A 22,546-nucleotide genomic window follows, 5' to 3' on the forward strand; every position below is an offset into this window, starting at 1 on the left:
GAGACACGCATGGAGACGCTTGAAAACCGGCTGGACCGCTGCGCGATCAATACCGCGACACTCGGACATCGCGAGTCGCTCGACGTCACGCTCGAACGCGTGGCGCGCGCCGGCTTTGGCGGCGTCGCGCCATGGCGGCACGAAGTGGAGGCCATGGGCGCCGCTGCCGTGGCGCGCCAGCTGCGGGCGCTGCAACTCACGGTGACCGGCTATTGCCGCTCCACGTATCTGACCGGCGAGACGCAGGCCGCGCGGCGCGCGAGCATCGACAGCAATATCAGGGCGCTGCATGACGCGGCGGAACTCGAAGCGCGCTGCTTCGTCATGGTGGTGGGCGGCGTGAGCGCGAACGGGCGCGATCTTCCCGGCGCGCGTGCGCAAGTGGAAGACGGCATCGCCGAGTTGCATGCCGAAGCGCGCAGGCTCGGCGTGCCGCTTGCCATCGAACCCTTGCATCCGATGTACGCAGCGGAACGCGCCGTCATCAACACGATCGGGCAGGCGCTCGCGCTGTGCGAGAAGATCGCGCCGGGCGATCCGTCGATGCTGGGGGTCGCCATCGATGTCTATCACTGCTGGTGGGATCCGCTGCTCAGCGAGTCCATCGCGGCGGCGGGACGCGCGCAACGGATCCTTGCGTACCACGTGTGCGACTGGCTCGCCGATACGAACGACATGCTGCTGGACCGCGGCATGATGGGCGACGGCGTGATCGATCTGGCGGCCTTTCGCGGCGAGATGGAACGCGCGGGATACGCGGGCATGGTGGAAGTCGAGTTGTTCTCGCGCGACCGCTGGTGGAAGGTCGAGCCGGACGAAGTGCTGAAGATGTGTGCGCAGCGCCTGCAAACGGTCTGCTGAAGCGGCCGCCCATCACTTGAAGAACAAGGAGACAGAACGCCCATGGAAGTACGACAGGATACCGATGCCGCAGCCCAGGGCCGTGCACTCGCGCCAGGCATGTACGACCTCAACGACATCGAGGCCGGCGACCACTTCGCGACCTCGGGCATGACGGTCACGGAAACGCACGTGGTCAATTTCGCAGGCGTGTCGGGCGATCTCTACGATCTTCATCTCGACGACGTCGCCGCTCAGGAAGCCGGCTTTCCCGGCCGTATCGCGCATGGACTGCTGGGCCTCGCGCTCGCCGACGGCCTCAAGACCCGTTGCGCCGTCCGCCTGAAGGGACTGGCGACCTTGAGCTGGAACTGGTCGTTCCGCGCGCCGCTGATGATCGGTGACCGGATTCATGTCGAGGTCGAAGTCGTTGCGAAGCGGCCGACCAAGCGCACGGATCGCGGCATCGCGACGCTCAGGCTGAAGGTGCTGAACCAGGCCCGCGAGGTGGTCCAGGATGGGGAAACGCTGTTGCTGATGGCGAACCGGGTCTGACTTTGCCCGTTCAGCGGCCGTCAATCATGGCCGTCGAATCGCGCACGATCAGGCACGGCTCGATGGTCACATGCTCGATGTGATCCTTCCCGCCCAGCATGTCCACGAGCTTTCGCATCGCGACTTCGCCGATCGTCTCGCTCTGCGTGTCCACACTCGTCAGCGTGGGCGCGGACAGCTCGCCATAGGGTATGTTGTCAATGCCGGTCACGGCGACATCGTCGGGCACGCGGATGCCGAGCGCACGCGCCGCCTTGATGAAGCCCAGCGCGATCAGATCGTTGTAGCAGATCACCGCCTGCGGACGGCGCGGTCCCAGCATCACGCGCGAGCACGCATGCTCGCCGGCGCGGCTGGTTGGCGCGTGGGCGTCGTGCACGGCGAGTTCGATGCCGGTGTCAGCGAGGCCGTCGCGCACGCCGGCAATGCGCGCGGCGTTGATCTGCGCGTGACCGAATCCCAGATAAGCGAAGCTCCGAACACCGCGCTCCAGCAAGTGCCGCGTGAGCATGTAGGTCGCGAGGCTGTTGTCGATGCCCACGCTCGAAATAGGCAATGTCTCGCTGTGCCGGAGCATGACCAGCGGCCGGTCGAGATCGAGCAGCCAGGGCGATTCGTCTTCAGGCAGGCGCGAGCTGAGAATGAGGCCATCCACGCGGCGCGCCAGAGCTTCAACGAGCGGACGCTCGCGGGCCTGGTTTTCATCGACATCGACGAGCAGCAGCGTGTAGTTGTGTTCGAGCGCGATGCGATTCGCGCCCTTCACGACGTTGGAGAAATGCGGATTGCTGATGTCGAGGATCGTGAGGCCGATGGTGCGCGTCTGCTTCGTCACCATCGAGCGGGCCAGCGGATTGCCCTGATAGCCGAGCCGCTCGATGGCAGCCTTGATTCTGGCCTCGACGGGGCCGGTGAAACGCTGCGTGCCGTTGACGAACTTGGAGACGGTGCCCACGGAGACGCCGGAGTGGGCGGCAACGTCGCGAATGGTTGGCAACGGTTTCCTCATGAGCGAGGCCCGTCCAGCCTTTCAGCCGCTTGTGCAACGAGATTGCGTGTCATCTGACATCTCCTCACGAGCGCGACGAGCGGAGCGGGGCCGGCTGTTCCCGACTATATAACAGCCTGCCTGACTTCCGCATGAGCCGTTACGGTTGGCAGACAGCCGGCTGACGAGAACCTGCTTTACCCTTCTTAACCTCAATTTATTTGGAAACCGTTTTCCGGGCGACCATACTCGACCTCATGCTGCAACGGAGAACCGAGATGGCCGAGCGATGCCGCCAGGACGACAGGAACGAAGAAGCGCTCGAAGGCTTTCATATCGAGTTCATCGAGGAAGACCGGCGGGCGGATATCGTGTTCGACAGCGCCGGCTTCCAGTCGATCACTCACCGCCAAGGCAGACAGCTCGACCATGCGTTCCGCGCACTCGAGGCGCAGGCGGATGTTCACGTGATCGTGCTGCGCGCGAGTGGCGAGCATTTCTGTCGCGGCGGGGCCGACGCGCTCCGCCACGCGAGTCATGCGGCGGACTGGAAGACCGACGCGCCCGCGCGCTGCACCAAGCCCGTGATTGCCGCGTGCCGGGGCTATTGCTTCGGCGCCGGGTTCGAGCTGGCGCTCGCGTGCGATTTCCGCATCGCGACGCAAACCACGCTGTACGCGTTTCCATCGGATCAGGTCGTACAGATTCCGGGCGCCGGCGCATTGCAGCGGCTTGCCGGAATCGTGGGCGGAGGACGGGCCAGGGAGATCCTGATGCGCTCGCGCTATGTCAGCGGGTCGCAGGCGTATGAATGGGGACTGGCGACCGACTTCGCCGTGGACAGCGATCTGGAAAGCGCCACCGATCTGCTGGTTCAGGAACTGTTGTCGCTGTCGCCTTCGGTCCAGCGCGCCGCCAAGATGTTCTTCAACGAGATCGACGACGAACCCGAGCCTCTCGCGTGGGCTCCTGCTATCGAAGCCTGTACCTGAGGCCCGGGTCTCTGTTCAGCCGCGCAAGAATTCGAGCAGGTCGGCGTTGACCTTGTCGGCGTGGGTCGTACACATGCCATGCGGCGCGCCCGGATATACCTTTAACGTCGCGTGGCGCAATATCTTCGCCGACATCTTGCCGGCCACGTCGATGGGCACGAGTTGATCGGCGTCGCCATGCAGGACCAGCACGGGAATGTCGATCTTCTTCATGTCGGCGGTGTAGTCCACCTCGAACTGCTGTACGCATTGATACTGCGCCAGGATCGAACCCGCCATGGCTTCGCGCCAGAACTCGTCCACCGTGGCCGGATCCGTTTTCGCGTCCGGCTTGTTGAAGCCATAGAACGGACCTGCGAGCGTCTTGTAGAACGCCGAGCGGTTGCCGGTGAGATTCTTGCGGATGTCGTCGAAAGCCGATCCCGGCAAGCCTTCCGGATTGCCCTCGGTCTTCAGCATCAACGGCACGACGGCGCTGATCAGCACCAGCTTCGACACGCGCGAAGCGCCATGACGCCCGATATAGCGCACCACTTCGCCGCCACCCATCGAATGGCCGACGAGCATCGCATCCTTGATGTCCAGCGCATTCATGACGGCGGCCAGATCGTCCGCATAGGTATCCACGTCGTTGCCGCCCGACGACTGGCCCGAGCGTCCATGACCGCGCCGGTCATGCGCGATGACGCGACAGCCATTGCGCACGAGGAACAGCATCTGGGCGTCCCATGCGTCGGCATCGAGCGGCCAGCCATGCGAGAGCACGACCGGTTTGCCGGTGCCCCAGTCCTTGAAGAAGATGCGCGTGCCATCCTTGGCCGTGACCGAATCGGCCGATGCGCCGCCCGGCGTCCTGTGCGCAGGTGCCACGCGTTCGGCAGCCGATGCCAGCGGTACCGCCGCGGCCGCCATCGCGGCGATGGCGGTGCCGGCGCTCACGGTGAGCATGTTCCGGCGTTCGATCATGGGTGTTTCGATCAGCTTTGCCACAGTGTCCTCCCTGGATGCTGCTGTGAGATCAGTCAGGACCGGGCTTGAAGCGCGTGAACACGTGCGTGGTTCAGGTCCCGGCTCTCGAAGGGATTCACCTTCGAGCCGGGTTCATGCTAAGTCGGGAAACCCTTTTCGTTCTTTCGGCAATGCACGCTATTCGCCGAAACCGTCTTGAGTCGACGGACTGTCAGGCGAGCAGACGCGTGATGAGTTCCGGCGTCGCCCTTACACCGTACTTGCGCAACAGGCTCGCACGATGAATATCCACCGTGCGCGGGCTGATGTTCAGTTCCTTGCCGATCTCCTTGCTCGTCAGGCCGTGCACGAGACAGGCGGCGACGTCGCGCTCGCGGTCTGTCAGCGTGCTGGTGACATCGGGCGGCTTGGCGCTGTCGGAAAGATCCGTGAAGGTCCAGACGGCGAGTTCGAAAGGGCGCTGCGGGTTATAGCCGAAGCCGCGCACGGTGACCCAGAAATGACTGCCGTCGATGCGGCGCATGATGCGGTCGTCGCTGAAGACCGCGCGCTTCGCGATCAGCGGACCCAGACGGTGACCGGTGCTCGCGAAGTCCTTCTTTTGCGGGTAAAGCTTGGAGAACGACTGATCGACGATATCGTCGCGTTCTGCCCGGAACAGTTCGAGTGCGCGCGCATTGCAGTCCACCATGATGCGCTCGCGGGCCACGATCACCGCAACGGGCAGATGCCGGAATAAATCCTCATAGTCCAGCTTGGACGTCGCGTCGCTCGGGTTCGGCATGATGGCGTGCATGGGTACACAGGCGTCGGGATTGTACGCCCGCGAAACTGGCCGGCACGTTCAGACGTTCCAGACCTCGCCGAAGAAGCGCATCCAGTTCTCGCCCATCACCTTCTTGATGCGCGACTCGCTCCAGCCCGCGCGTTCCATCGCGGCCGTCAGGTTCGGAAACTCGCCGACGGTGCGGATGCCTTCCGGATTCACCACCTTGCCGAAGTTCGTCAGGCTGCGATAACGGCCCTTGTCGTGCGTGATCCAGTCGAAGAACTCGGTGCTGTAGCCCTGCGTGAAGTCCGTGCCGATACCGACCTTGTCTTCACCGATCACATCGATCGTGTATTCGATGGCTTCGAGATAATCCTCGACGGTCGCATCCGGGCCTTTCTTCAGGAACGGCGAGAACATCGTCACGCCGACGAAGCCGTTGGCATCGGCGATCTCGCGAAGTTGATCGTCGGTCTTGTTGCGCGGATGATCTTTCAGGCCGGAGGGGCAGCAATGGGAATACGTGACCGGCTTCTTCGAGCATGCGATAGCGTCCGATGAAGTCTTCGGTCCCACGTGCGAGAGATCCACCATGATGCCCACGCGGTTCATCTCGTGAATCACTTCCTTGCCATAACCCGACAGTCCGCCATCGGGTTCATAACAGCCGGTGCCCACCAGGTTCTGCGTGTTGTAGCAGAGCTGCACCACGTTCACGCCGAGTTCCTTGAACACTTCGATATAGCCGAGGTTGTCCTCGAACGCATATGAATTCTGGAAGCCGAAGATGATGCCGGTCTTGTTCTCTTTCTTCGCGCGCAGGATGTCGTCGGTGGTGCGCACCAGCGTGAGAATGTCGCTGTACTCGCGGATCTGCTGCTTCATTTCCGCGATGTTGTCGATGGTCTTCTGGAAGTCTTCCCACACCGAGACGGTGCAGTTCACGGCGGTGACATTGCCTTTACGCATGTCCTCGAACACGGAACGCTCGAACTTCGAAATGTTCAGGCCGTCGATGATGATGCTCGAATCGTGCAATGCACTCATGGTCGTGGTCCGTTGACGTGGCTTCAGTGGGTGCGGGAAAACGCGTCGGCCGTTGCGGTGCCGCTTGCGCTCTGCTTGGCGAAGCCGGCTTCTTCGAGCGCCGTCTTCGACGTCTCGCGCAGCGAGAGGCCGCCGATCATCGCGAGAATGGACACGGCGATCAGGTAGTACGCCGGCGACAGGTTCGTGCCGGTCACCGAGATCAGCCAGGTGGCGACGAGCGGCGCCGTGCCGCCGAAGATCGTGTACGCGAGGTTGTAGGTGATGGCGGATGCGGTATAGCGCGTCTTGGTCGCGAACACTTCCGACAGCAACGGCGCCGTCACGACGCCCGACAGCACCGCGCCCACGGCGAGCAGCGCGACGCCGAACAGGGACTGTGACAGATCGCCCGAACCGCCCAGCGCGAAGGCCGGATACACGGAAGCGATGATGAACACACACGTACTGCCGATGGTCACGCGGCGGCCGACGGCATCGGAGAACAGGCCTGCCAGCGGACACAGCGCGGCGGCGAAGAAGAGGGCGAGCACGGTCACGAGCAGCGAGGTGCCGCGTGACAGATGTCCGGCCACCTGGAGATAGGTCGCGAAGTAGGTGGTGAAGGTGTAGAACGACAGCGCCGTCACCGAGACGAACGCGCCCAGCTTCAGGATGTTCCACGACTGCGAGCGCAGGGTTTCCGCGAGCGGCGCATGCGCGACTTCATGCTTGCCTTCGAGTGCCTTGAAGGCGGGCGTTTCATTCAGGTTGACGCGCAGATAGACGCCGATGAGACCGATCGGCGCGGCAATCAGGAACGGCACGCGCCAGCCCCAGTCGACCATGGCCGACGAGGACAGCGACGATTCCAGCGCGTAGGCGACGACGGCCGCGCAGGCGAACGACGAGAACGTCGAGACCGGCACGAAGCTGCCGAAGAACGCGCGACGGCGGCGCGGCGCATGTTCCATCACATAGGCACAGGCGCCCGCATATTCGCCGCCGGCGGAGAAGCCCTGCACGCAGCGAATGATGGTGAGCAGCAACGGCGCCCAGTAGCCGATGCTTGCATACGTGGGCAGCAGGCCGATCAGCGTGGTCGAACCGGCCATCAGCAGGATGGTGAAGGCGAGGGTGCGCTTGCGTCCCACCCGGTCGCCGACGATGCCAAAGAACAGCCCGCCGAGCGGCCGGAACGCGAAGGCCACCGCGAACACTGCGAAGGTCTTCAGCAGACCCACGGTGGGATCGCCGCTGGGGAAGAACTCGCGCGTGAGGATCGTCGCGAGAAAGCCGTATGCGGCGAAATCGAACCATTCGACGAAATTGCCAATGGAGGCCGCCGCAATGACGCGCCGCAGCGTTCGGGTGTCGACTTCCTGACCTGGTTGAGCTGACATGTTCATCTCGCCTTTCACGTGTCGGTGTGCATCGGAGGGGTGAAAACGAGAGTAGGCGCTCAAATTACCTAGGTCCATACGTGTCAATTACCTAGGTAATCCGGGTTTCGAGGCGCAGGAATGCGCGATCGGCTCGCGCAGGCGATATCATCGCGTGCCCGGATCCCACCCTCGCCGCACCTTACGCCGACATGAACAAAGCTTTCAGCGACACGGATCGCGATGCCGTCTACCGCGCCATTCACGAGCGTCGCGACATGCGCCATTTCGTCGGCGATCCGGTCGATCCGCAGGTCATGCGGCGGCTCATCGACGCGGCACTGCATGCGCCGAGCGTCGGTTTCATGCAGCCTTGGCGCATCGTGCGGGTTACGTCGAAAGAACTCCGCGCGCAGTTATACGATGCCGTCGAGCGCGAACGCATGCTCACCGCCGACGCCCTCGCGGAGCGTCGCGACGCGTTCATGCGCCTCAAGGTGGAAGGCTTGCGCGAGTGCGCTGAAGTGCTCGTGATGGCGCTGATGGACGGCCGTGAACAGCATGTGTTCGGCCGTCGCACGCTGCCGGAGATGGACCTGGCGTCGGTGGCGTGCGCGGTGCAGAACATGTGGCTCGCGGCGCGCGCCGAGGGGCTCGGCATGGGCTGGGTATCGCTGTTCGATCCCGCCGCGGTGGCCGCGTTGCTGAACATGCCGGTAGGCGCGCGGCCGGTCGCGATCCTGTGCGTGGGGCATGTAGAACGCTACTACGATGCCCCGATGCTCGAAACCGAACGATGGGCCGCGCGCCGCTCCTTCGACGAATGCGTGTTCGAGAACACGTGGCCGGCGGCGCTGGCTGTGTAGTGGTTCAATCGGCGGCGCCGAGATCGCGCAGGCGCTTGCCGGCCATCAGGTCGTTGCCCAGCTTTTCGAGCGATACGCCGCGCGTTTCCGGCACATAGAAGAACACGATCACCGCGAACAGCGCGTTGAGAAACGCGTACAGCACGAAGGTATTCGCTTCGCCGATCGTCGAAAGCAGGCTCAGGAAGGTGGCCGCGACGATCATGTTCGCGACCCAGTTGACCAGCGTGGAGGCGGCCACGCCGAAGTCGCGTCCCTGTTGCGGCTGGATCTCCGAGCACAGGATCCACACGAGCGGGCCCGCCGACATCGCGAAGCCCGCGATGAACAACAGCAGCGACACGACCGCCATCCCCTGCGCCGCCGTACCCGAAACACCTGCATGCAGCAGGAAGCCGAGCGCGCACATCCCCAGCGCCATCACCGCGCAGCCGGCATAGAGAATCGGCTTGCGTCCCCAGCGATCGACGAAGGCAATCGCGCCGAAGGTCGCAATGACATTCACGAGGCCGACGATCACGGTCGCCCACAGTTGCTGCTCATGCGTCGCGAAGCCGGCCAGCTGGAAGATGCGCGGCGCGTAGTACATCACGACATTGATGCCCGTCAGTTGCTGAAAGATTTGCAGCACGACGCCCAGCGCCACTGAACGGCGGAAGTTCGGGTTGGTGCGCAGCAGGCTCCAGCCGCGCTGCGGTTGCTTGTTGTCGTCGCCGACCTGTTCGAGTTCGTTTTGCACGTCGGCGGGATTCGCATACAGGCGTTGCAGCACCGCACGGGCTTCGTCGCCGCGATTGCGTTGCAGCAGCCAGCGCGGACTGTCGGGCAGCGCGAGCACGCCTGCCAGAAAGAACGCCGCCGGAATCGCGATGACGCCCAGCATCCAGCGCCAGTCGGCGATGTAGGTCAGCGCAATGTTGGACAGGAACGCGGCCAGAATGCCGACGGTGATCATCAACTGATAGGTCGAGATCATGGCGCCGCGCCATTGCCTCGGCGCGACTTCCGACAGATACAGCGGCGCCGTGAACGACGCCATGCCCACCGCCAGACCGAGCACGAGCCGCGCGCCAATCAGATGAGCGGGGCCGCTCGCGAACGCGGACCACAGCGAGCCAATGATGAACAGGATCGCCGCGAGCACCAGCGCATAGCGGCGTCCGAGACGCCACGAGAGCCAGCCGGCCGCGAGTGCGCCGAGCGCTGCGCCGACCATCATCGAGCTGACGATCCATTCCTGCGAGCGATCGTTCAGGACGAACTGTTTCGCGATGAACGGCAGCGCGCCGGAGATCACGCCGATATCCAGCCCGAACAACAGGCCGGCAAGCGCGGCCATGAAGCAGACGAAGAGGCCGTAGCGTTTGGATCGGGCGGCGGCGGGAGCGCCGCGGTCGGCGAGGGTGCTCATATGAGGATCTCCAGGTGAGGTTCAGAGGATCGTGGCGGCCCGCATGCGATCGGCACGAGATCGCTTTGCCGAAACGATCTTGCGCTCATCCGGACGTGTGCGCTCTTTTCCTGCGCAGGCGTGCGATGGCTCAGGTTCCGTAACGGGAAGACACGCGTGGCGCAACAGGCCTTTCGCCGGGCTGACGAACGCTCTGATCGAATCGGGTGTTCATTGAACTGCGTGGGTGCAGATTTCGGACCTGATGTGCTTGTCGTTCCTCTGCGTCGGTGACATCGGGTTTTCCCTTACTTGCTCGTTCTGTTTTGGCCGTGAACAATCGATTCACACCAATGAATCGAGTTCGTATATATGAACGACGCAGTCCGATCAGCCGCACGGGTCCTCGACCTGCTCGAATATTTCGCGTCGACGGAAGAGGGGGTCGCGCTGACCACCGTATCCACGATCTTCGCAATGCCCAAGAGCAGCACGCTGGCGCTGTTGCGCACGCTGCTTTCGCGCGGGTACCTGGAGCGCGACGACCACAATCTCTACCGGCTGAATCCGGCGTTTCGCAGCGGCGGCTTCGGCTGGAACGGCGACCTCGGCGCGCGCCTGACCGCCATCGCCAAGCCGGCAATGGACGATCTGTGCGTTGAAGTCGGCGAGACTGTCGTGCTCAGCGTGCTCACTGACGATGGACAGTTCAGAACAGTCGCGAAGTCACTCGCGCAGACCGTGGTGCGTTACGACCTCGAAATCGAGAAGTCGTATCCCGCCTATTGCGGCGCGATGGGACGCGCGATGCTCGCCTGCCTGCCGCGCGAAAAGCGCGATGAACTGCTCGCGCTCTGGCCGCTGGAACAGCGCACGCCGTACGCGCTTTCCGACCTCGCGCGCATCAACGAGAAGATCGATCAGGCGGCCATCGAGGGCGTGGCCATCGTCGAGGAAGAGTTCGCGCTGGATGGCGTCGGTATCGCGATGCCGATCTGCGATGCCAGCGGCGCGCCCATCGCGGCGTTGGACGTGGGCTGCGTGGCCAGCCGCTATCCGGCGAAGCGCGAGAAGATCCTCACGGCGATGCGCGCCTGCATCGACCGCTTGCCACCGCCCTTTGGCGCATTGACGCCGGCGCCATCGCCATCGCCATCGCCGCGCGAATCGGCTTAAGAGTCGCTTGACCAACATCGCATGCCGGGTTTCGGCATCTCCACATCGAAAAATTAGGGTTCCTGTATGCTCAATCAGGCTGATACGCAAGCTGCCGTCCCGCCTCTGACGACGAACGCGCCGCAAGCCCATTCGACGCGCCAGCAGCTCATGGCCGCCATGATCGGCAACGTGCTCGAGTACTACGACTTCATCGTGTACGCGTTCCTCGCCGCCACGCTCGCGCGCAACTTCTTCCAGGGCGACAAGTACGGCGGCCTGCTGGCGAGTTTCGCCGCCTTCGGCGTCGGCTTCCTGGCGCGGCCGGTGGGCGGCGCGATCATTGGCCGCATCGCCGATGTGCACGGCAGACGCGCCGCGCTCCTCATCACGATCTTCGGCATGGCGGTCGGCACCGCGGGCATCGGCCTGTTGCCCACGTATGCCACGGCGGGCGCGCTGGCCCCCGCGCTGCTCGTGTTCCTGCGGCTCGTTCAGGGCCTCGCGGCGGGCGGCGAATGGGGCAGCGCCACGTCGTTCATCGTCGAATCCGCGCCGCCCGGCAAGCGCGGCTTTTATGGCGGCATGGGCCAGGCTTCGATTGCGGCGTCGTCGCTGGCGAGCAGCGTGGTCGCGACCATCGTCAGCGCGTCCTTCACCGCCGATCAACTCGATGCCTGGGCCTGGCGCCTGCCGTTCCTGTTCGGCGGCATCCTGCTGCCGATCGGTCTCTACATGCGCCGCAACATCGTCGAAACGCCTGCGTTCACGAAGGTGCAGGAGAACCTGGAGCAGGTCGAACGCACCAGCAAGTCCGACGCGCTCGGCATGATGTCGAAGGCCTTCGGCTTCACCATCATCTGGACCGTGTCGTACTACGTGATGCTCAGCTACATGCCGACCTTCCTCGGCAAGTACGCCGGACTCACCACGACGCAGGCGCTCATGTCGAACTCGATTGCGCTCGCCGTGCTGGTCGCGGCCACGCCGTTCTTCGGCGCGCTCTCGGACCGCGTTGGTCGCAAGCCGTTGCTGATCGGTTGCTGCGTGGGCTTCCTGCTGTTCTCGTATGTGCTGTTCCGCGTGGTGCTCGGCGGCGCGAGCTTCGGCGTGATCCTGGCCATCCAGATCTTCTTCAACCTGTTCATCGCGGCCTTCTCAGGCGCAGGCCCTTCGGCGCTCTGCGAACTGTTTCCGACCTATGGCCGCACCACGCTGATGTCGATCGGCTACAGCCTCTCGACCGCGATCTTCGGCGGCTTCGCACCGTTCATCTCGACCTGGCTCATCGGCGTGACCGGCTCGCCCATCGCACCGGCGTTCTATCTGACGGCGGCGGCGATCGTCTCCGGCATCGTCATCTCGACTTTCCGCGAAACCGCACGCGAGCGGCTTCGCTAAACCAACGGGCATTCACTCAATGAAACAACGCATTCTGATCTGGGGCGCGGGCGCCATCGGCGGAACGATCGGCGCGTACCTCGTGCGCGCGGGTCACGACATCACCTTCGTGGACATTGACAGCGAGCACGTCGAAGCGATCCGCGATCCGGCACGCGGTTTGTCGATCACCGGTCCGGTAGATCGATTCACGGTCAGCGCGCCGGCGTTTCTTCCCGAGGAGATCGACGGGCAATGGGACCGCATCTTCCTCGCGGTGAAGGCGCATCACACACGCGAGGCGTGTGAGGCACTGTGGCCGCATCTCTCGAAGGATGGCTATGTGCTGTCGCTGCAGAACGGCCTGTGCGAGCACGTCATTGCGCAGGTCGTGGGACGGGAGCGGACGGTCGGCGCATTCGTCAACTTCGGCGCGGACTGGATCAAGCCGGGCGAGATTCACTACGGCAACCGGGCAGCGGTGGTGGTCGGGGAAATCGATGGTGCCTCTACCGAGCGTATCCAGGTTCTACACAGGCTCATGCAGCAATTCGAACCCGACGCGGTCCTCACGAACGAAATCTTCTCCTACCTGTGGGGCAAGCTGGCCTACGGTTCGCTGCTGTTCGCGCAGGCGGTCGGGCAACTGGGCATCGCCGATTGTCTCGAACGTCCCGAACTGCTGCCGCTGTGGCGCGAGATGGCGACCGAAGTGTTGCAGGTAGCGCAGGCGGAAGGCGTGAAGGCGCGCGGCTTCAACGGCTTCGATCCGATGGCGTTCACGCCGCAGTCCGATGAAGACGCGGCCCGCGCAAGCGTGGCGGCGATGGTGGCGTTCAACCGGCCGAACGCCAAGACGCACTCCGGCGTATGGCGCGATCTTGCGGTGCGCAAGCGTCGCACGGAGGTGGACATGCAGATCAAACCGGTGGTGGAGACGGGCCGTACGCACGGTATCGATTGCGCAAAGCTGAATGCCTTGTGCGACATGATCCACGAGATCGAGGACGGCGAACGCACGCTCTCCGACCGCAACCTCAACGAACTACTCGAGACATGAACATTTCCTTCGAAGGGCAGGTGGTGGCCGTCAGCGGCGCGGCCATTGGTTTTGGGCGCGTGATCGCCACGACGTTCGCGGAACTCGGCGCGCACGTCTATGCCTGCGATATCCGCGCCGACGAACTCGCGACGCTCGCAGCGCCGCGCATCGAGACGCAGGTGGTCGACCTGACCGATCGCGCGGCGGCTGCGGCGTGGATTCGCGGGATCGAGGAACACAGCGGCCGCGCGCTCGACGTGCTCGTCAACAACGCGGGCGGCGTGGCGGGACAGGCGCCGCGTCCCGTCGATGAAGTCACCGACGAACAATGGGACCGCGTGATCGAGATCAATCTCGGCACGACCTTTTCGCTGAGCCGCGCGGCGGCGCCCGGCATGAAGCGCGCGGGACGCGGCGCGATCATCAACATCAGTTCAGGCGCGGCCTTGCAGGCTTCGCTGACTGGCGTGCAGGCGTATTGCTCGGCCAAGCATGCGGTGCTCGGCCTCACGCGCCAACTCGCGCATGAACTCGGACCGTATGGCATTCGTGTGAACTCGGTCGCGCCCGGCTTCGTGCGCACCAACGATGCCACGGAAAAGCAATGGGCCGCGATGGGCGAAGCGCGCCAGCGCAGCCTGCTCGACGGCATTGCGTTGCGCCGCTTCGGCACGCCCGAGGACATCACGCGCGCGGTGCTGTTTTTTGCGTCGGAGCTATCGGGCTTCGTCAACGGGCAGATCCTGTCCGTCGATGGCGGTCGATGAAGCCCGTCTCAACCCGAATCAAAGGAAACCAGGATGACAAACGATACTTCGAAGCAGACCCTCGAACCCTGGCAATGGCCGGAAGAAACCTGGCGCGCGAAGGTGAACCACACGCGCGCGGGACGCAGCCTGCGGCCGGCGCATTGGCCGGACGGCAAGCGATGCGCGGTGGCCCTGTCGTTCGACAGCGACCATGAAACCAATGAACTGCGCGACGGCGGCAAGTCCATCAGCCGGATGAGCTGGGGGCAATACGGCGCGCGCGTCGGCATGCCGCGACTGCTCGAACTGCTGGAACGGCACGGTGTGAAGGCGAGCTTCTATGTGCCCGCGGTCGCGGCCATGCTGCATGAGGACGAACAGCGTCGCGTGATCGCTGAAGGACACGAGATCGGCATTCATGGCTGGATTCACGAACTCAATTCAGTGCTGCCTTACGAGGCCGAGCGTGATTTGATGCTGCGATCATCGGACGCGCTGGAGAAGATCACCGGCGTGCGGCCGGTCGGCCTGCGCACGCCTTCGTGGGACTTCAGCCCGCACACACTGCGCATCGCGAAGGAAATGGGCCTGCTCTACGATTCGTCGCTGATGGCGGACGAGGACTGCTACGAACTGATGCTCGAAGGTGAGCCGACGGGCGTGGTGGAACTGCCGGTGGAATGGATTCGTGACGATGCCGTGTATTTCAGCATGCATCGCTTCCAGTCGCTGCGGCCTTATACGCCGCCTACCGATGTGTTCGAGATCTTTCGCCGTGAGTTCGACTACGCATATGAAAGCGGCGGTCTGTTCCAGCTGACGATGCATCCGCACATCATCACGGCGCGCTCGCGCATCTGGATCCTCGACGAGTTGATCCAGTACATGAAGACCAAGGATGTCTGGTTCGCCACGCACGCGGAAGTCGCCGCGTATGCGAAGGCGAATGCGGCTTGATTATTTTGACTCTCCGCGATTCCTGTCGTGGAGTGCGTTCAACTATCCGGACCAAGCATGACGAGTATTCTTTTTTCCCCATTGCGCATGGGTTCCGTCGAACTCGACAACCGTATCGTGGTGGCTCCGATGTGTCAGTACAGCGCCAACGATGGTTGCGCCAGCGACTGGCATCTGATGAACCTCATGCAGCTCGCCGTCTCGGGCGCGGGTTTGGTCATGCTCGAGGCGACCGCCGTCGAACGGCACGGGCGCATCACGCATGGCTGTCTCGGGCTCTATAGCGATGTCACCGAAGCTGCGCTGGGCCGCGTGATGGCCGCGGCGCGCGGTGTCGGGCAGGGCGTGCGCTGGGGCATTCAACTGGGTCACGCCGGCAGGAAGGCTTCGGCGCAGCGTCCGTGGGAAGGACGCGGCGCGCTGGCCGAGGGCGAGGATCCGTGGCAGACGCAGGGGCCGTCGGCGCTCGCGTTCACGGACGGCTGGCATACCCCGCAGGCGATGACGAAGGACGACATCCGCCGCGTGCGCGACAGCTTCGTCGATTCGGCGAAGCGGGCGGCGCGCCTCGGGTTCGAGGTCGTCGAGATTCACGCGGCTCATGGTTATTTGCTGCATCAGTTTTTATCGCCGCTGGCGAATCAGCGCGATGACGAATACGGCGGTAGTATCGAGAACCGCATGCGTCTGCCGCTCGACATCGCCGCCGCTGTGCGCGACGCGCTCGGCGCAGGCGTCGCGCTCGGCTTTCGCATCACCGGCACGGACTGGAAGGACGGCGGGATTACGATCGACGAATGTGTCGCGTTCACGAATGCGCTCAAGGCTATCGGCGTGGATTATGTCTGCGTGACATCGGGAGCGGTCGCGCCGGCTGCCATTCCCGTCGAGCCGGGTTATCAGGTGCATCTCGCTGAAGAGGTGAAGCGTCGTACGGGCATGGTCACGCGGGCGGTCGGCTTTATTGCTGATCCGCATCAGGCAGAAGCCATTCTTGCGAACCGGCAGGCCGATTGCGTGGCGCTCGGTCGTGCTTTCATCGATGACCCGAGATGGCCGTGGCATGCCGCTGAAGTGCTCGGCGAGGTCGGGCGGATTCGCTATCCGGGGCAATACGAACGCGGCGGTGCGCAGTTGTGGCCGGGGGTGGCGTTGCGGCGGAAGAAGCGGGAGACGGTGGTGAGCTGATGCGTCGGGCCGCGCGCGGTTCTTCTTGCGCGCGGCGTTGAAGCGTCATGAAGGCATGTCCGTGAATTGCGGAATGTCAGGATGCTTCAGCCATACGTGACGGCGCTTCGTGAACATTTCGAGCATCGGCTGGATCGTTTCGGCATTGTCCAGGCTGCCTAGCATGACGAACACCGTTCCGGGGAAGGCCCCGGCGTGATTCGTGAAGAGGCGCGAGCCACAGTCGGGGCAAAAGTTGCGGTCGATTCCCTTGCCGGAGTCGGCGATGTAGGCGAAGGACTTGGGCTTGCCGCTGAGCAACGTGAAGTCGTTTTCCGGAATGCCGAAGAACGTGGCCATCACGCCGCCGCTCGCCCGCTGGCAGTCCCGGCAGTAGCAATCGGCGATGAAGCCGGGTTCGGTGTCGAATTCGAATCTGACCGCGCCGCATGCGCAGCCGCCTGTGTGTTTTTTGGGCATTTCGAGGCATCTCCGACGTTGAGGTATCGATGTTCGGATAGCGTCGCAGATGTGGGATCTTCCGGTGGTGTCGCAGTGCGAATGTGATGGTATGCGGGCTGAATGAGAATTTCGAAGTGGTGGAAGGCCCTTGGTTTCGCTCAGCGCAAACATGCAGTCGATTTATTCAAGACTCACGCAACTGCTGCCGATAACAAAATAATTCGTGACATCGACTGTCGCTGTTCCGATCTATAGCATCGGTGCGTGAACGTGCATGCGTCATCTCTGCGCTTTTACAGGCAATTGATCTTCGCAGCCACAGACTACTCGATTAGACCTGCGTGCCTGACGAGATTGCGCTACGCACGTCATGTCTCCCGATCTCAACCTGTTTTAATCGCCGCGTCCGTTCACAGGATGTCAGCGCGGCGGCCCAAGCGTTGAACGATTCCAACAATGAAAGCCTTCTCGACTCTCTCGCTGCCGCTTTCCTCGTTTTCGTTACTCATCTCGCTGCTCTTTGCCGCGCTTGCCGGCTGCGGTGGTGGTAGCCCGCGTCGGTGCAAGCAGCGGCGGCGCGACCTCGGCCTCGATGAGCAACGGCGGTGGCAATGGTGTCAGCACGCTGCCGCAGAAGGGCACGCGGCCGAAAGGTATTGCCAGCTTCGGGATCATACTGACGCCACTCTTCGCAAAGCAGGAACAGGATCGCTTCGGCATGCCGTGCGCGAACGACAACGGACCGCTGCTGAGTGCGCTTGGCATCGAGTCGATGATCGACTACCGACGGCTATCGCATATGGAACCGAAGCGCCTTTATTCGTTCAATTCGGCCGCCAACAACCTCGATCCGTTCTACAAGTCGGATACGGTGATGCGGTTCGCGTGGCTCGACGGCATTCCAGCTTGGGCCAGCCCGACTCACACGACGCACGACTATACCAATCCGTCGTGACGGTTGCGGAGTATTCGTTCACGGCTGGCGTCGGCGTGTCCAGGCGATAAAGCAAAGCTCGATCCATGAAACCGTCTAATACCCCTTCTTTCAGTTCAATGAGTATTACCGATACTCAGGTTCTTTTATACTACTACAAGGGTGCTGCGCCGCTACCGGACTCATCCATAGTGATCTCGTCAGTGACGGCGGCTGAGTTTCTCCTTATTCAGTCTACGACTCCGAACAGCGCAAACTATTACCCCATTCTTCCCGACCGAGCTAAGCATCGCATAGGCTGGTTTTCACCTGCGGAGTCAAGGCTGCCACGGAGATTGTTCGATTCCAGGAGGCATGCGGCTCGTAGAAAACATCGAACAGACCAACTGATTCTCAACTTCAATGGTCGAATGCCATCGTTCATTGAATTTGGAAGTGCTGCGATTAGTCGGATTATCAACGGTGGTTATGAGGATATCTTTTCTGCAAGCATCACTTTGCTCGAAAAGGAAACTCAGAAAAAACTACGAGACAAGCTGCGGTTTCTTATCAGCTCCAATGTTCGATGTCTTGCGATCACGCCAGCTATCGCGGACGTTGGAATGAATATCCTTGACAAATTCCTGGAAAGATACCAGGCCAAACGGAACCTGAGGAACACCATCAATGACGTTCTAATACTTTCCACAGCGGTTGCACATTCCCTGCCACTACTGACAGAGGACAATTTGCTCAAGCGCTTCACCGCGGAACTTTTCGGAGCCTCGCTTTCCGAACAGCCCCCTGACAGGCTGATCGTTGATTTCAGACCTTCGGAAGTTGTTGATCGTCGAAGGCCATTTGAGTCGAAGGGGTACATCCATCGAGGGTGGCGGGTTATGGAGCGCCGTGGTTTTTTCTGATACCAAGCCTGACCTCGCGGCCAGCACTAACCTCGCGCATGGGGCCGGTTATCTCGAACGCTTGATATTACGTCTATTACTATGACCCAACTCAGCCAAGACCTCAAAGAACAGTTAGCCCCTGTTGCTGCAAAACTGCGTGAATGCCTCTCTGTTGTTAGACCGGTGAGCCAGGTAACGCTAAGGCTTCGGCCGGCAAAAGGTCATGACCGATTTACTGAGAGCATCAAGCACGTCCTTAAGTGGATGAATCGTCGGGCCGGTCGCAGCCTTCCTGACGCCGCTTGGCGGGGACAGTCATTCGAGTTGAATGACATAGGGGCGCAACGCACCGCCGCAGTCGCTCTGCCGGAGCATGAATTTTGGTCTGCCCGGCTCGACGACGCCGACAAGACCGTACCGCTACGCAGCTGGGTCACGGAAATCGGTGTCGGCATGGACGCCAACGGCGACACTCTATTTGGAGCACGCCTTATCTGCGTCAGTCGTGGCACTGACGAACCCTTTCAGAGAACAGTTCCGGGCTTTGTGCGCGCCATCATGAGCGATGGACCCGTGGAGGTCGATGGCACTCCACTCACGCGGGATGTACCGCTAATTTCCACAGTTGCCGAGGTTGACCAGTTGGTCGCATTGCTCGAAAGGCCGCACCGACAAACCGACGTGTTGGTGTTCGCGCTCCCTGATGGATCAAGCAATCCATCCGAGGCCGCCGCGTCCGCCAATATGGTGCATGAAGCTACGCTTGGGGCCGCACATGTCTACGTCGTCACTGGACCGGCGAGTTTTCTCTTGACTGATCGCGTAGGGCGCGAGCTATCGGTTTTCAGGCAAGCGGTGCGCACTTACCGCCCAGGCTTCCGCGCTTGGGTCGACGAACCATCCAGACATCCTTTGGCCTTGCCCGACCGAATTGCGTCGTGCTCCCAGACTACTACCGGAGAGTTCGAGCGATGGCTTGTGAACCAATCGCTCGGAAATTCTGCACATGCGCCGGGGCGCGAAGAACGTCTTCCTAGTTTCAACAAGGTTCGCCAACTCGCGGGACAGATTGAGCGGGAACGACTCAGGAAAGCAGGCGGCACAGACGCTGAATTGATTCGGCTTTTCGAGCAAGACAATGAGCAGTTACGGAACGATCTTCAAGAACAAAAGGATCAGTATGACGGCTTGCTCGTCGCTGCGGACGCGGAGCGAGAGGCGGCCATTCAGGAGGCTAGTGCAGCAAAGGCGCAGGCGCTGGAGCGACTTCACAGAATCCGGCAGCTCGAGAAACGGTTCACTGAGTCTACCGCTCCGCAAATAACGCCAATCCCGGATTCATTGGACGAATTCGAATCCTGGTGCAAGGAGAACGTGGTGGGATCGGTTGAGATAGCCAACCGAGCATATCAAGGCGTTCGGAAGTCAGAGTTTCACGATCCCCAATTCATTTATCGTGCGCTGCTACTCCTTCGTGACCACTACGTTCCGATGCGAATTCAAGCAACGCCTGAGCGCAGGACAGCATATGAAGAAGCGCTACGTGCGCTGCAACTCGAAGATAGCGCGACTGGTGAAGCAGTGAAATATTCCCCGGATCTTTACTCCGTGCAATACGGCGGAATGAGGCGGCCTCTCGATCGGCATTTGAAGGGGAGCGATTCTCGTGATAGACGCTACTGTTTCCGCCTCTACTTCTTCTGGGATGATGAGAGTCAGGTAGTCGTCGTAGGCTGGTTGCCGTCACATCTCGATAACCGCGCAAGCTGAATTGGCCCGTGATGACGAAACCGCTGTACATCTGAGCTGCGCGGATTCGAAGTTGCTTGATTGGCGCAGGCTTAACCTTAACCTTTCGGTGACTAAGGGTGTGAGTTGGGTAGATCTTGTCGAACATTCAGTTCTGAAAGCCCACGGACCAGAAGAAAGCCTCTCCCGGCCACCGCGAATTCAAAGCAAGAAAACAACAGCCAGCGCCCGAACTCCCGGGCGCTTCCCACAAATCAACCAACTTCCTTAATGGCAGCGACGTTCCCAATGATGATGCACGCGCACCTTATGGCACACGGCATGATGATGGGGCGGCGCTGCGAAGGCGGGGGCGACGGACAGGAATGCGAAGCCGGAGGCGAGTACGGCGATGACTGCTTTCTTCATGGGTCGAGAGGTTAAACGAGTGGAAAGAGGCGCCATGCTAGCAACTGGAGATTACGTCCAGCTTTGGGTAATTTGTGCCGTGCTTCCTGAGCTACAACTCGCCCGAGCTACTGCTTTCCGCCACCCATAATCGCCCCTGGCGCAAGCATGACCGGCGCTGCGCCGTGCTCGAAATACCTTGCATCATGCAAGCCCCGCAACGTAACGCCGGCAGGCGTCACTTCGATCCAGTCCCCTTCCGGCAAACCGATCACCTTCGCTCGCGGATTCGCCACAAGAAACTCCTCGATGCGCTGATCCCGCGTCTCGCCTTGATGCCCAAACGGCAGCGCATTGGTGTAATGCGGGTTGATCTGAAAGCCGACCAACCCGAGCGCGTCGAAACCACGCGGATCGACGATCGGCATGTCATTGGTCGTGCAGATAGTGGGACATGCGAGATTCGCCCCGGCGCTCCAGCCGAGATAGCGCGCGCCGGCCTGCACGGCCTCTCGAATCGCCTGAAGCAAACCACGCGCACGGCATTGCGCGAGCAACTGGAACGTGTTCCCCCCGCCCACGACGATCAATTCCGCCTGAGCAACAGCCGCCTGCGCCTCGGCATCGCTCGCAAACGCATGCACCGAACGCAACGCAATGTCAGCCGGCGCCAATGCAGCGGCAACCGTATCCGCATACTCATCCCAGCTCAGCGTAACCCCAGCGAACGGCACGAAGAGCGCCTGCGTCCTGGTCTGCGCACGGCTCGGCGTGAGTGCGCGGATGGCATCGAGCGCATGAACGAGGTAAGCGCCATCGGGACCTCTTGAATTACTCAACAAAAGGGCGTTCATCAAAAGTCTCCGGAAACAGTCGCACAATCAGCGCAAAAGGAAAGCCCAGTCACGCTCCGCACTCACCGGACGTCACGCGCGACGCCCCGTCAGATGCACAAGCGACCCATAAAGTTCAAGCAGCCTCGCATAGTCCACCTCATCGTAAAACGAACACGTGCCGCGCCCGAACTCCTTCGCGACCTCAACCGCGAACTTCACCACCAGCGCAATGTTGGTTTCATGACTCGCCCCCGTGCCGCACCCCGGCACCGCGACCTGCGTCGTGAGCGCGACACCGACAACCGGCGCGCTCGTCGCGATCGACGGCTGCATGATGCTGTTCAGATGATGCACGCCGTTGTCATAAGGCGTGATGTCCTGCGTCGTCACCGGAAAAGTGACGGCGGGCTTGCCGGTCGTCATCTCCATGATGCGCAGCAGGTCTTCGGAGACACGCAAAATATACCCGTCCTTCACCGTCGGCGAGAGGGCATAGCCGCTGTGATTGATGACGCGGTTGCCTTTGGTCGTGTCGAGCGAGAGCACGGCGTCCATTTCACCCCGGACTTCATGCGCAAGAAGGCGGTCGGTTTCCACCGGCGTGTCCATGAATTCGACCGGATCGTGCGGGCGCGTGGGCGCGGTCGGGCAGATATGCGTCGTCAACACGACGTCGCCCGGCAGCGGGTCGCCATTGCGGCGCATCTGCGCAAGCTTGAGCGCGCTGGCAACGGCGGCGATGGCGCCATCGGCGTCCGACACCATGCCGATACGCGACGGCCGCGCGCCAATGCCGCCCAGCCGCCCGACGACGCCGAGCGTCTTCGCATCGCCGCCGCTGTGCTTGCCCCAATCGCCCGGAATGCCGATCCGGACGAAGTCAGTCGTGCCCTTCGGGCTGCTCAGTTCGAGCACCTCCACGCTCACGCCAACGTCGGCGAACGGCGCGAGGAGATCGATTACAGTCTGGCCGCTCGCGTGGCGGCTATCGAAGGCTTCGAAGACTTGCAGGGTCTGCGCGAGGCTCATAACGGCGATCTCCGGGTTGGGCACTGCGTTGAAAAGGT

The 22,546-nt window shown here is 62.2% G+C and carries 22 protein-coding genes; 13 read left to right on the forward strand and 9 right to left on the reverse strand.

Going from position 1 to position 22,546, the window contains the following annotated elements:
* The first annotated feature begins 9 nt into the window (after window positions 1-9).
* Both QCE88_RS16695 and QCE88_RS16700 read left to right on the forward strand, forming a co-directional pair.
* Window positions 10-861 carry a sugar phosphate isomerase/epimerase family protein gene (locus QCE88_RS16695; protein WP_309904090.1) on the forward strand — a complete coding sequence of 284 codons (852 nt, stop codon included), beginning with the start codon at window positions 10-12 and terminating at the stop codon, window positions 859-861.
* Between the two features lie 42 nt (window positions 862-903).
* Window positions 904-1,395 (forward strand): MaoC/PaaZ C-terminal domain-containing protein, encoded by a 492-nt coding sequence (locus tag QCE88_RS16700; RefSeq protein WP_309904092.1) that lies wholly within the window; start codon window positions 904-906, stop codon window positions 1,393-1,395.
* A gap of 10 nt (window positions 1,396-1,405) precedes the next feature.
* Here the strand turns inward: QCE88_RS16700 and QCE88_RS16705 are convergent, their stop codons facing one another.
* The gene (locus tag QCE88_RS16705; protein ID WP_309904094.1) at window positions 1,406-2,404 is read right to left on the reverse strand and encodes a LacI family DNA-binding transcriptional regulator; all 999 of its coding nucleotides are present in this window, start codon (window positions 2,402-2,404) and stop codon (window positions 1,406-1,408) included.
* A gap of 257 nt (window positions 2,405-2,661) precedes the next feature.
* Here QCE88_RS16705 and QCE88_RS16710 point away from each other — a divergent pair, with 257 nt between their 5' ends.
* Window positions 2,662-3,375 carry an enoyl-CoA hydratase/isomerase family protein gene (locus QCE88_RS16710; protein ID WP_309904097.1) on the forward strand — a complete coding sequence of 238 codons (714 nt, stop codon included), beginning with the start codon at window positions 2,662-2,664 and terminating at the stop codon, window positions 3,373-3,375.
* A gap of 15 nt (window positions 3,376-3,390) precedes the next feature.
* Here the strand turns inward: QCE88_RS16710 and QCE88_RS16715 are convergent, their stop codons facing one another.
* The 4 genes from QCE88_RS16715 to QCE88_RS16730 form a co-directional block, all read right to left on the reverse strand.
* Window positions 3,391-4,341, reverse strand: coding sequence for an alpha/beta hydrolase (locus tag QCE88_RS16715; RefSeq protein ID WP_309904099.1), 951 nt, complete (start codon window positions 4,339-4,341; stop codon window positions 3,391-3,393).
* A gap of 214 nt (window positions 4,342-4,555) precedes the next feature.
* A complete protein-coding gene (locus tag QCE88_RS16720; protein WP_309906472.1) occupies window positions 4,556-5,128 on the reverse strand; it encodes a PAS and helix-turn-helix domain-containing protein in 573 nt (190 codons plus the stop codon).
* A gap of 60 nt (window positions 5,129-5,188) precedes the next feature.
* Entirely contained in the window at window positions 5,189-6,160 is a 972-nt protein-coding gene (locus QCE88_RS16725) for a dipeptidase (RefSeq protein ID WP_309904101.1), read from the reverse strand.
* A gap of 23 nt (window positions 6,161-6,183) precedes the next feature.
* Window positions 6,184-7,542: an MFS transporter gene (locus QCE88_RS16730; RefSeq protein WP_309904103.1), complete on the reverse strand. Its 1,359-nt coding sequence runs from the start codon at window positions 7,540-7,542 to the stop codon at window positions 6,184-6,186.
* A 191-nt stretch (window positions 7,543-7,733) separates the two neighbouring features.
* On the opposite strand from QCE88_RS16730, the gene bluB reads away from it, so the two are divergent.
* The gene (gene bluB, locus QCE88_RS16735) at window positions 7,734-8,387 is read left to right on the forward strand and encodes a 5,6-dimethylbenzimidazole synthase (protein ID WP_309904105.1); all 654 of its coding nucleotides are present in this window, start codon (window positions 7,734-7,736) and stop codon (window positions 8,385-8,387) included.
* Window positions 8,388-8,391: 4 nt separating this feature from the next.
* Here bluB and QCE88_RS16740 read toward each other — a convergent pair whose 3' ends face one another.
* The gene (locus QCE88_RS16740; protein ID WP_309904107.1) at window positions 8,392-9,798 is read right to left on the reverse strand and encodes a sugar porter family MFS transporter; all 1,407 of its coding nucleotides are present in this window, start codon (window positions 9,796-9,798) and stop codon (window positions 8,392-8,394) included.
* 351 nt (window positions 9,799-10,149) lie between these two features.
* Between QCE88_RS16740 and QCE88_RS16745 the strand changes: the two genes are divergently transcribed.
* The 6 genes from QCE88_RS16745 (at window position 10,150) to QCE88_RS16770 (ending at window position 16,248) form a co-directional block, all read left to right on the forward strand.
* A complete protein-coding gene (locus QCE88_RS16745; protein ID WP_309904109.1) occupies window positions 10,150-10,953 on the forward strand; it encodes an IclR family transcriptional regulator in 804 nt (267 codons plus the stop codon).
* Window positions 10,954-11,019: 66 nt separating this feature from the next.
* A complete protein-coding gene (locus QCE88_RS16750; RefSeq protein ID WP_309904111.1) occupies window positions 11,020-12,333 on the forward strand; it encodes an MFS transporter in 1,314 nt (437 codons plus the stop codon).
* A 19-nt stretch (window positions 12,334-12,352) separates the two neighbouring features.
* The gene (locus tag QCE88_RS16755) at window positions 12,353-13,372 is read left to right on the forward strand and encodes a 2-dehydropantoate 2-reductase (RefSeq protein ID WP_309904112.1); all 1,020 of its coding nucleotides are present in this window, start codon (window positions 12,353-12,355) and stop codon (window positions 13,370-13,372) included.
* Window positions 13,369-14,121 carry an SDR family NAD(P)-dependent oxidoreductase gene (locus tag QCE88_RS16760; RefSeq protein ID WP_309904113.1) on the forward strand — a complete coding sequence of 251 codons (753 nt, stop codon included), beginning with the start codon at window positions 13,369-13,371 and terminating at the stop codon, window positions 14,119-14,121. The genes QCE88_RS16755 and QCE88_RS16760 overlap by 4 nt, the downstream gene beginning before the upstream one ends.
* 33 nt (window positions 14,122-14,154) lie before the next feature.
* Window positions 14,155-15,060 carry a polysaccharide deacetylase gene (locus QCE88_RS16765; RefSeq protein WP_309904115.1) on the forward strand — a complete coding sequence of 302 codons (906 nt, stop codon included), beginning with the start codon at window positions 14,155-14,157 and terminating at the stop codon, window positions 15,058-15,060.
* Between the two features lie 57 nt (window positions 15,061-15,117).
* Window positions 15,118-16,248 carry an NADH:flavin oxidoreductase/NADH oxidase gene (locus QCE88_RS16770; protein WP_309904117.1) on the forward strand — a complete coding sequence of 377 codons (1,131 nt, stop codon included), beginning with the start codon at window positions 15,118-15,120 and terminating at the stop codon, window positions 16,246-16,248.
* A 45-nt stretch (window positions 16,249-16,293) separates the two neighbouring features.
* Here the strand turns inward: QCE88_RS16770 and QCE88_RS16775 are convergent, their stop codons facing one another.
* Window positions 16,294-16,707, reverse strand: coding sequence for a GFA family protein (locus tag QCE88_RS16775; RefSeq protein WP_309904119.1), 414 nt, complete (start codon window positions 16,705-16,707; stop codon window positions 16,294-16,296).
* Window positions 16,708-17,233: 526 nt separating this feature from the next.
* On the opposite strand from QCE88_RS16775, the gene QCE88_RS16780 reads away from it, so the two are divergent.
* The 3 genes from QCE88_RS16780 to QCE88_RS16790 all read left to right on the forward strand — a co-directional run bounded on the left by QCE88_RS16780 (window position 17,234) and on the right by QCE88_RS16790 (window position 20,277).
* Window positions 17,234-17,644 (forward strand): hypothetical protein, encoded by a 411-nt coding sequence (locus QCE88_RS16780; RefSeq protein WP_309904121.1) that lies wholly within the window; start codon window positions 17,234-17,236, stop codon window positions 17,642-17,644.
* A gap of 65 nt (window positions 17,645-17,709) precedes the next feature.
* A complete protein-coding gene (locus tag QCE88_RS16785; protein ID WP_309904123.1) occupies window positions 17,710-18,525 on the forward strand; it encodes a PIN domain-containing protein in 816 nt (271 codons plus the stop codon).
* Between the two features lie 81 nt (window positions 18,526-18,606).
* Entirely contained in the window at window positions 18,607-20,277 is a 1,671-nt protein-coding gene (locus tag QCE88_RS16790) for a hypothetical protein (protein WP_309904125.1), read from the forward strand.
* 494 nt (window positions 20,278-20,771) lie between these two features.
* On the opposite strand, the gene pepE is transcribed toward QCE88_RS16790, so the two are convergent.
* Together pepE and QCE88_RS16800 are read right to left on the reverse strand one after the other, a co-directional pair.
* The gene (pepE, locus tag QCE88_RS16795; RefSeq protein WP_309904127.1) at window positions 20,772-21,497 is read right to left on the reverse strand and encodes a dipeptidase PepE; all 726 of its coding nucleotides are present in this window, start codon (window positions 21,495-21,497) and stop codon (window positions 20,772-20,774) included.
* A 72-nt stretch (window positions 21,498-21,569) separates the two neighbouring features.
* A complete protein-coding gene (locus tag QCE88_RS16800) occupies window positions 21,570-22,508 on the reverse strand; it encodes a DUF1177 domain-containing protein (protein ID WP_309904129.1) in 939 nt (312 codons plus the stop codon).
* Window positions 22,509-22,546: the final 38 nt, after the last annotated feature.

The sequence above is a fragment of the Caballeronia sp. LZ035 genome, from assembly GCF_031451175.1.
In the GTDB taxonomy this organism is placed as follows: domain Bacteria; phylum Pseudomonadota; class Gammaproteobacteria; order Burkholderiales; family Burkholderiaceae; genus Caballeronia.

Bases quoted from the DNA above. Each gene is read 5' to 3' on its own strand.
- QCE88_RS16695 (WP_309904090.1), top strand. From the start codon at position 10: ATGGAGACGCTTGAAAACCGGCTGGACCGCTGCGCGATCAATACCGCG.
- QCE88_RS16700 (WP_309904092.1), top strand. From the start codon at position 904: ATGGAAGTACGACAGGATACCGATGCCGCAGCCCAGGGCCGTGCACTC.
- QCE88_RS16705 (WP_309904094.1), bottom strand. From the start codon at position 2,404: ATGAGGAAACCGTTGCCAACCATTCGCGACGTTGCCGCCCACTCCGGC.
- QCE88_RS16710 (WP_309904097.1), top strand. From the start codon at position 2,662: ATGGCCGAGCGATGCCGCCAGGACGACAGGAACGAAGAAGCGCTCGAA.
- QCE88_RS16715 (WP_309904099.1), bottom strand. From the start codon at position 4,341: ATGATCGAACGCCGGAACATGCTCACCGTGAGCGCCGGCACCGCCATC.
- QCE88_RS16720 (WP_309906472.1), bottom strand. From the start codon at position 5,128: ATGCCGAACCCGAGCGACGCGACGTCCAAGCTGGACTATGAGGATTTA.
- QCE88_RS16725 (WP_309904101.1), bottom strand. From the start codon at position 6,160: ATGAGTGCATTGCACGATTCGAGCATCATCATCGACGGCCTGAACATT.
- QCE88_RS16730 (WP_309904103.1), bottom strand. From the start codon at position 7,542: ATGTCAGCTCAACCAGGTCAGGAAGTCGACACCCGAACGCTGCGGCGC.
- bluB (WP_309904105.1), top strand. From the start codon at position 7,734: ATGAACAAAGCTTTCAGCGACACGGATCGCGATGCCGTCTACCGCGCC.
- QCE88_RS16740 (WP_309904107.1), bottom strand. From the start codon at position 9,798: ATGAGCACCCTCGCCGACCGCGGCGCTCCCGCCGCCGCCCGATCCAAA.
- QCE88_RS16745 (WP_309904109.1), top strand. From the start codon at position 10,150: ATGAACGACGCAGTCCGATCAGCCGCACGGGTCCTCGACCTGCTCGAA.
- QCE88_RS16750 (WP_309904111.1), top strand. From the start codon at position 11,020: ATGCTCAATCAGGCTGATACGCAAGCTGCCGTCCCGCCTCTGACGACG.
- QCE88_RS16755 (WP_309904112.1), top strand. From the start codon at position 12,353: ATGAAACAACGCATTCTGATCTGGGGCGCGGGCGCCATCGGCGGAACG.
- QCE88_RS16760 (WP_309904113.1), top strand. From the start codon at position 13,369: ATGAACATTTCCTTCGAAGGGCAGGTGGTGGCCGTCAGCGGCGCGGCC.
- QCE88_RS16765 (WP_309904115.1), top strand. From the start codon at position 14,155: ATGACAAACGATACTTCGAAGCAGACCCTCGAACCCTGGCAATGGCCG.
- QCE88_RS16770 (WP_309904117.1), top strand. From the start codon at position 15,118: ATGACGAGTATTCTTTTTTCCCCATTGCGCATGGGTTCCGTCGAACTC.
- QCE88_RS16775 (WP_309904119.1), bottom strand. From the start codon at position 16,707: ATGCCCAAAAAACACACAGGCGGCTGCGCATGCGGCGCGGTCAGATTC.
- QCE88_RS16785 (WP_309904123.1), top strand. From the start codon at position 17,710: ATGAAACCGTCTAATACCCCTTCTTTCAGTTCAATGAGTATTACCGAT.
- QCE88_RS16790 (WP_309904125.1), top strand. From the start codon at position 18,607: ATGACCCAACTCAGCCAAGACCTCAAAGAACAGTTAGCCCCTGTTGCT.
- pepE (WP_309904127.1), bottom strand. From the start codon at position 21,497: ATGAACGCCCTTTTGTTGAGTAATTCAAGAGGTCCCGATGGCGCTTAC.
- QCE88_RS16800 (WP_309904129.1), bottom strand. From the start codon at position 22,508: ATGAGCCTCGCGCAGACCCTGCAAGTCTTCGAAGCCTTCGATAGCCGC.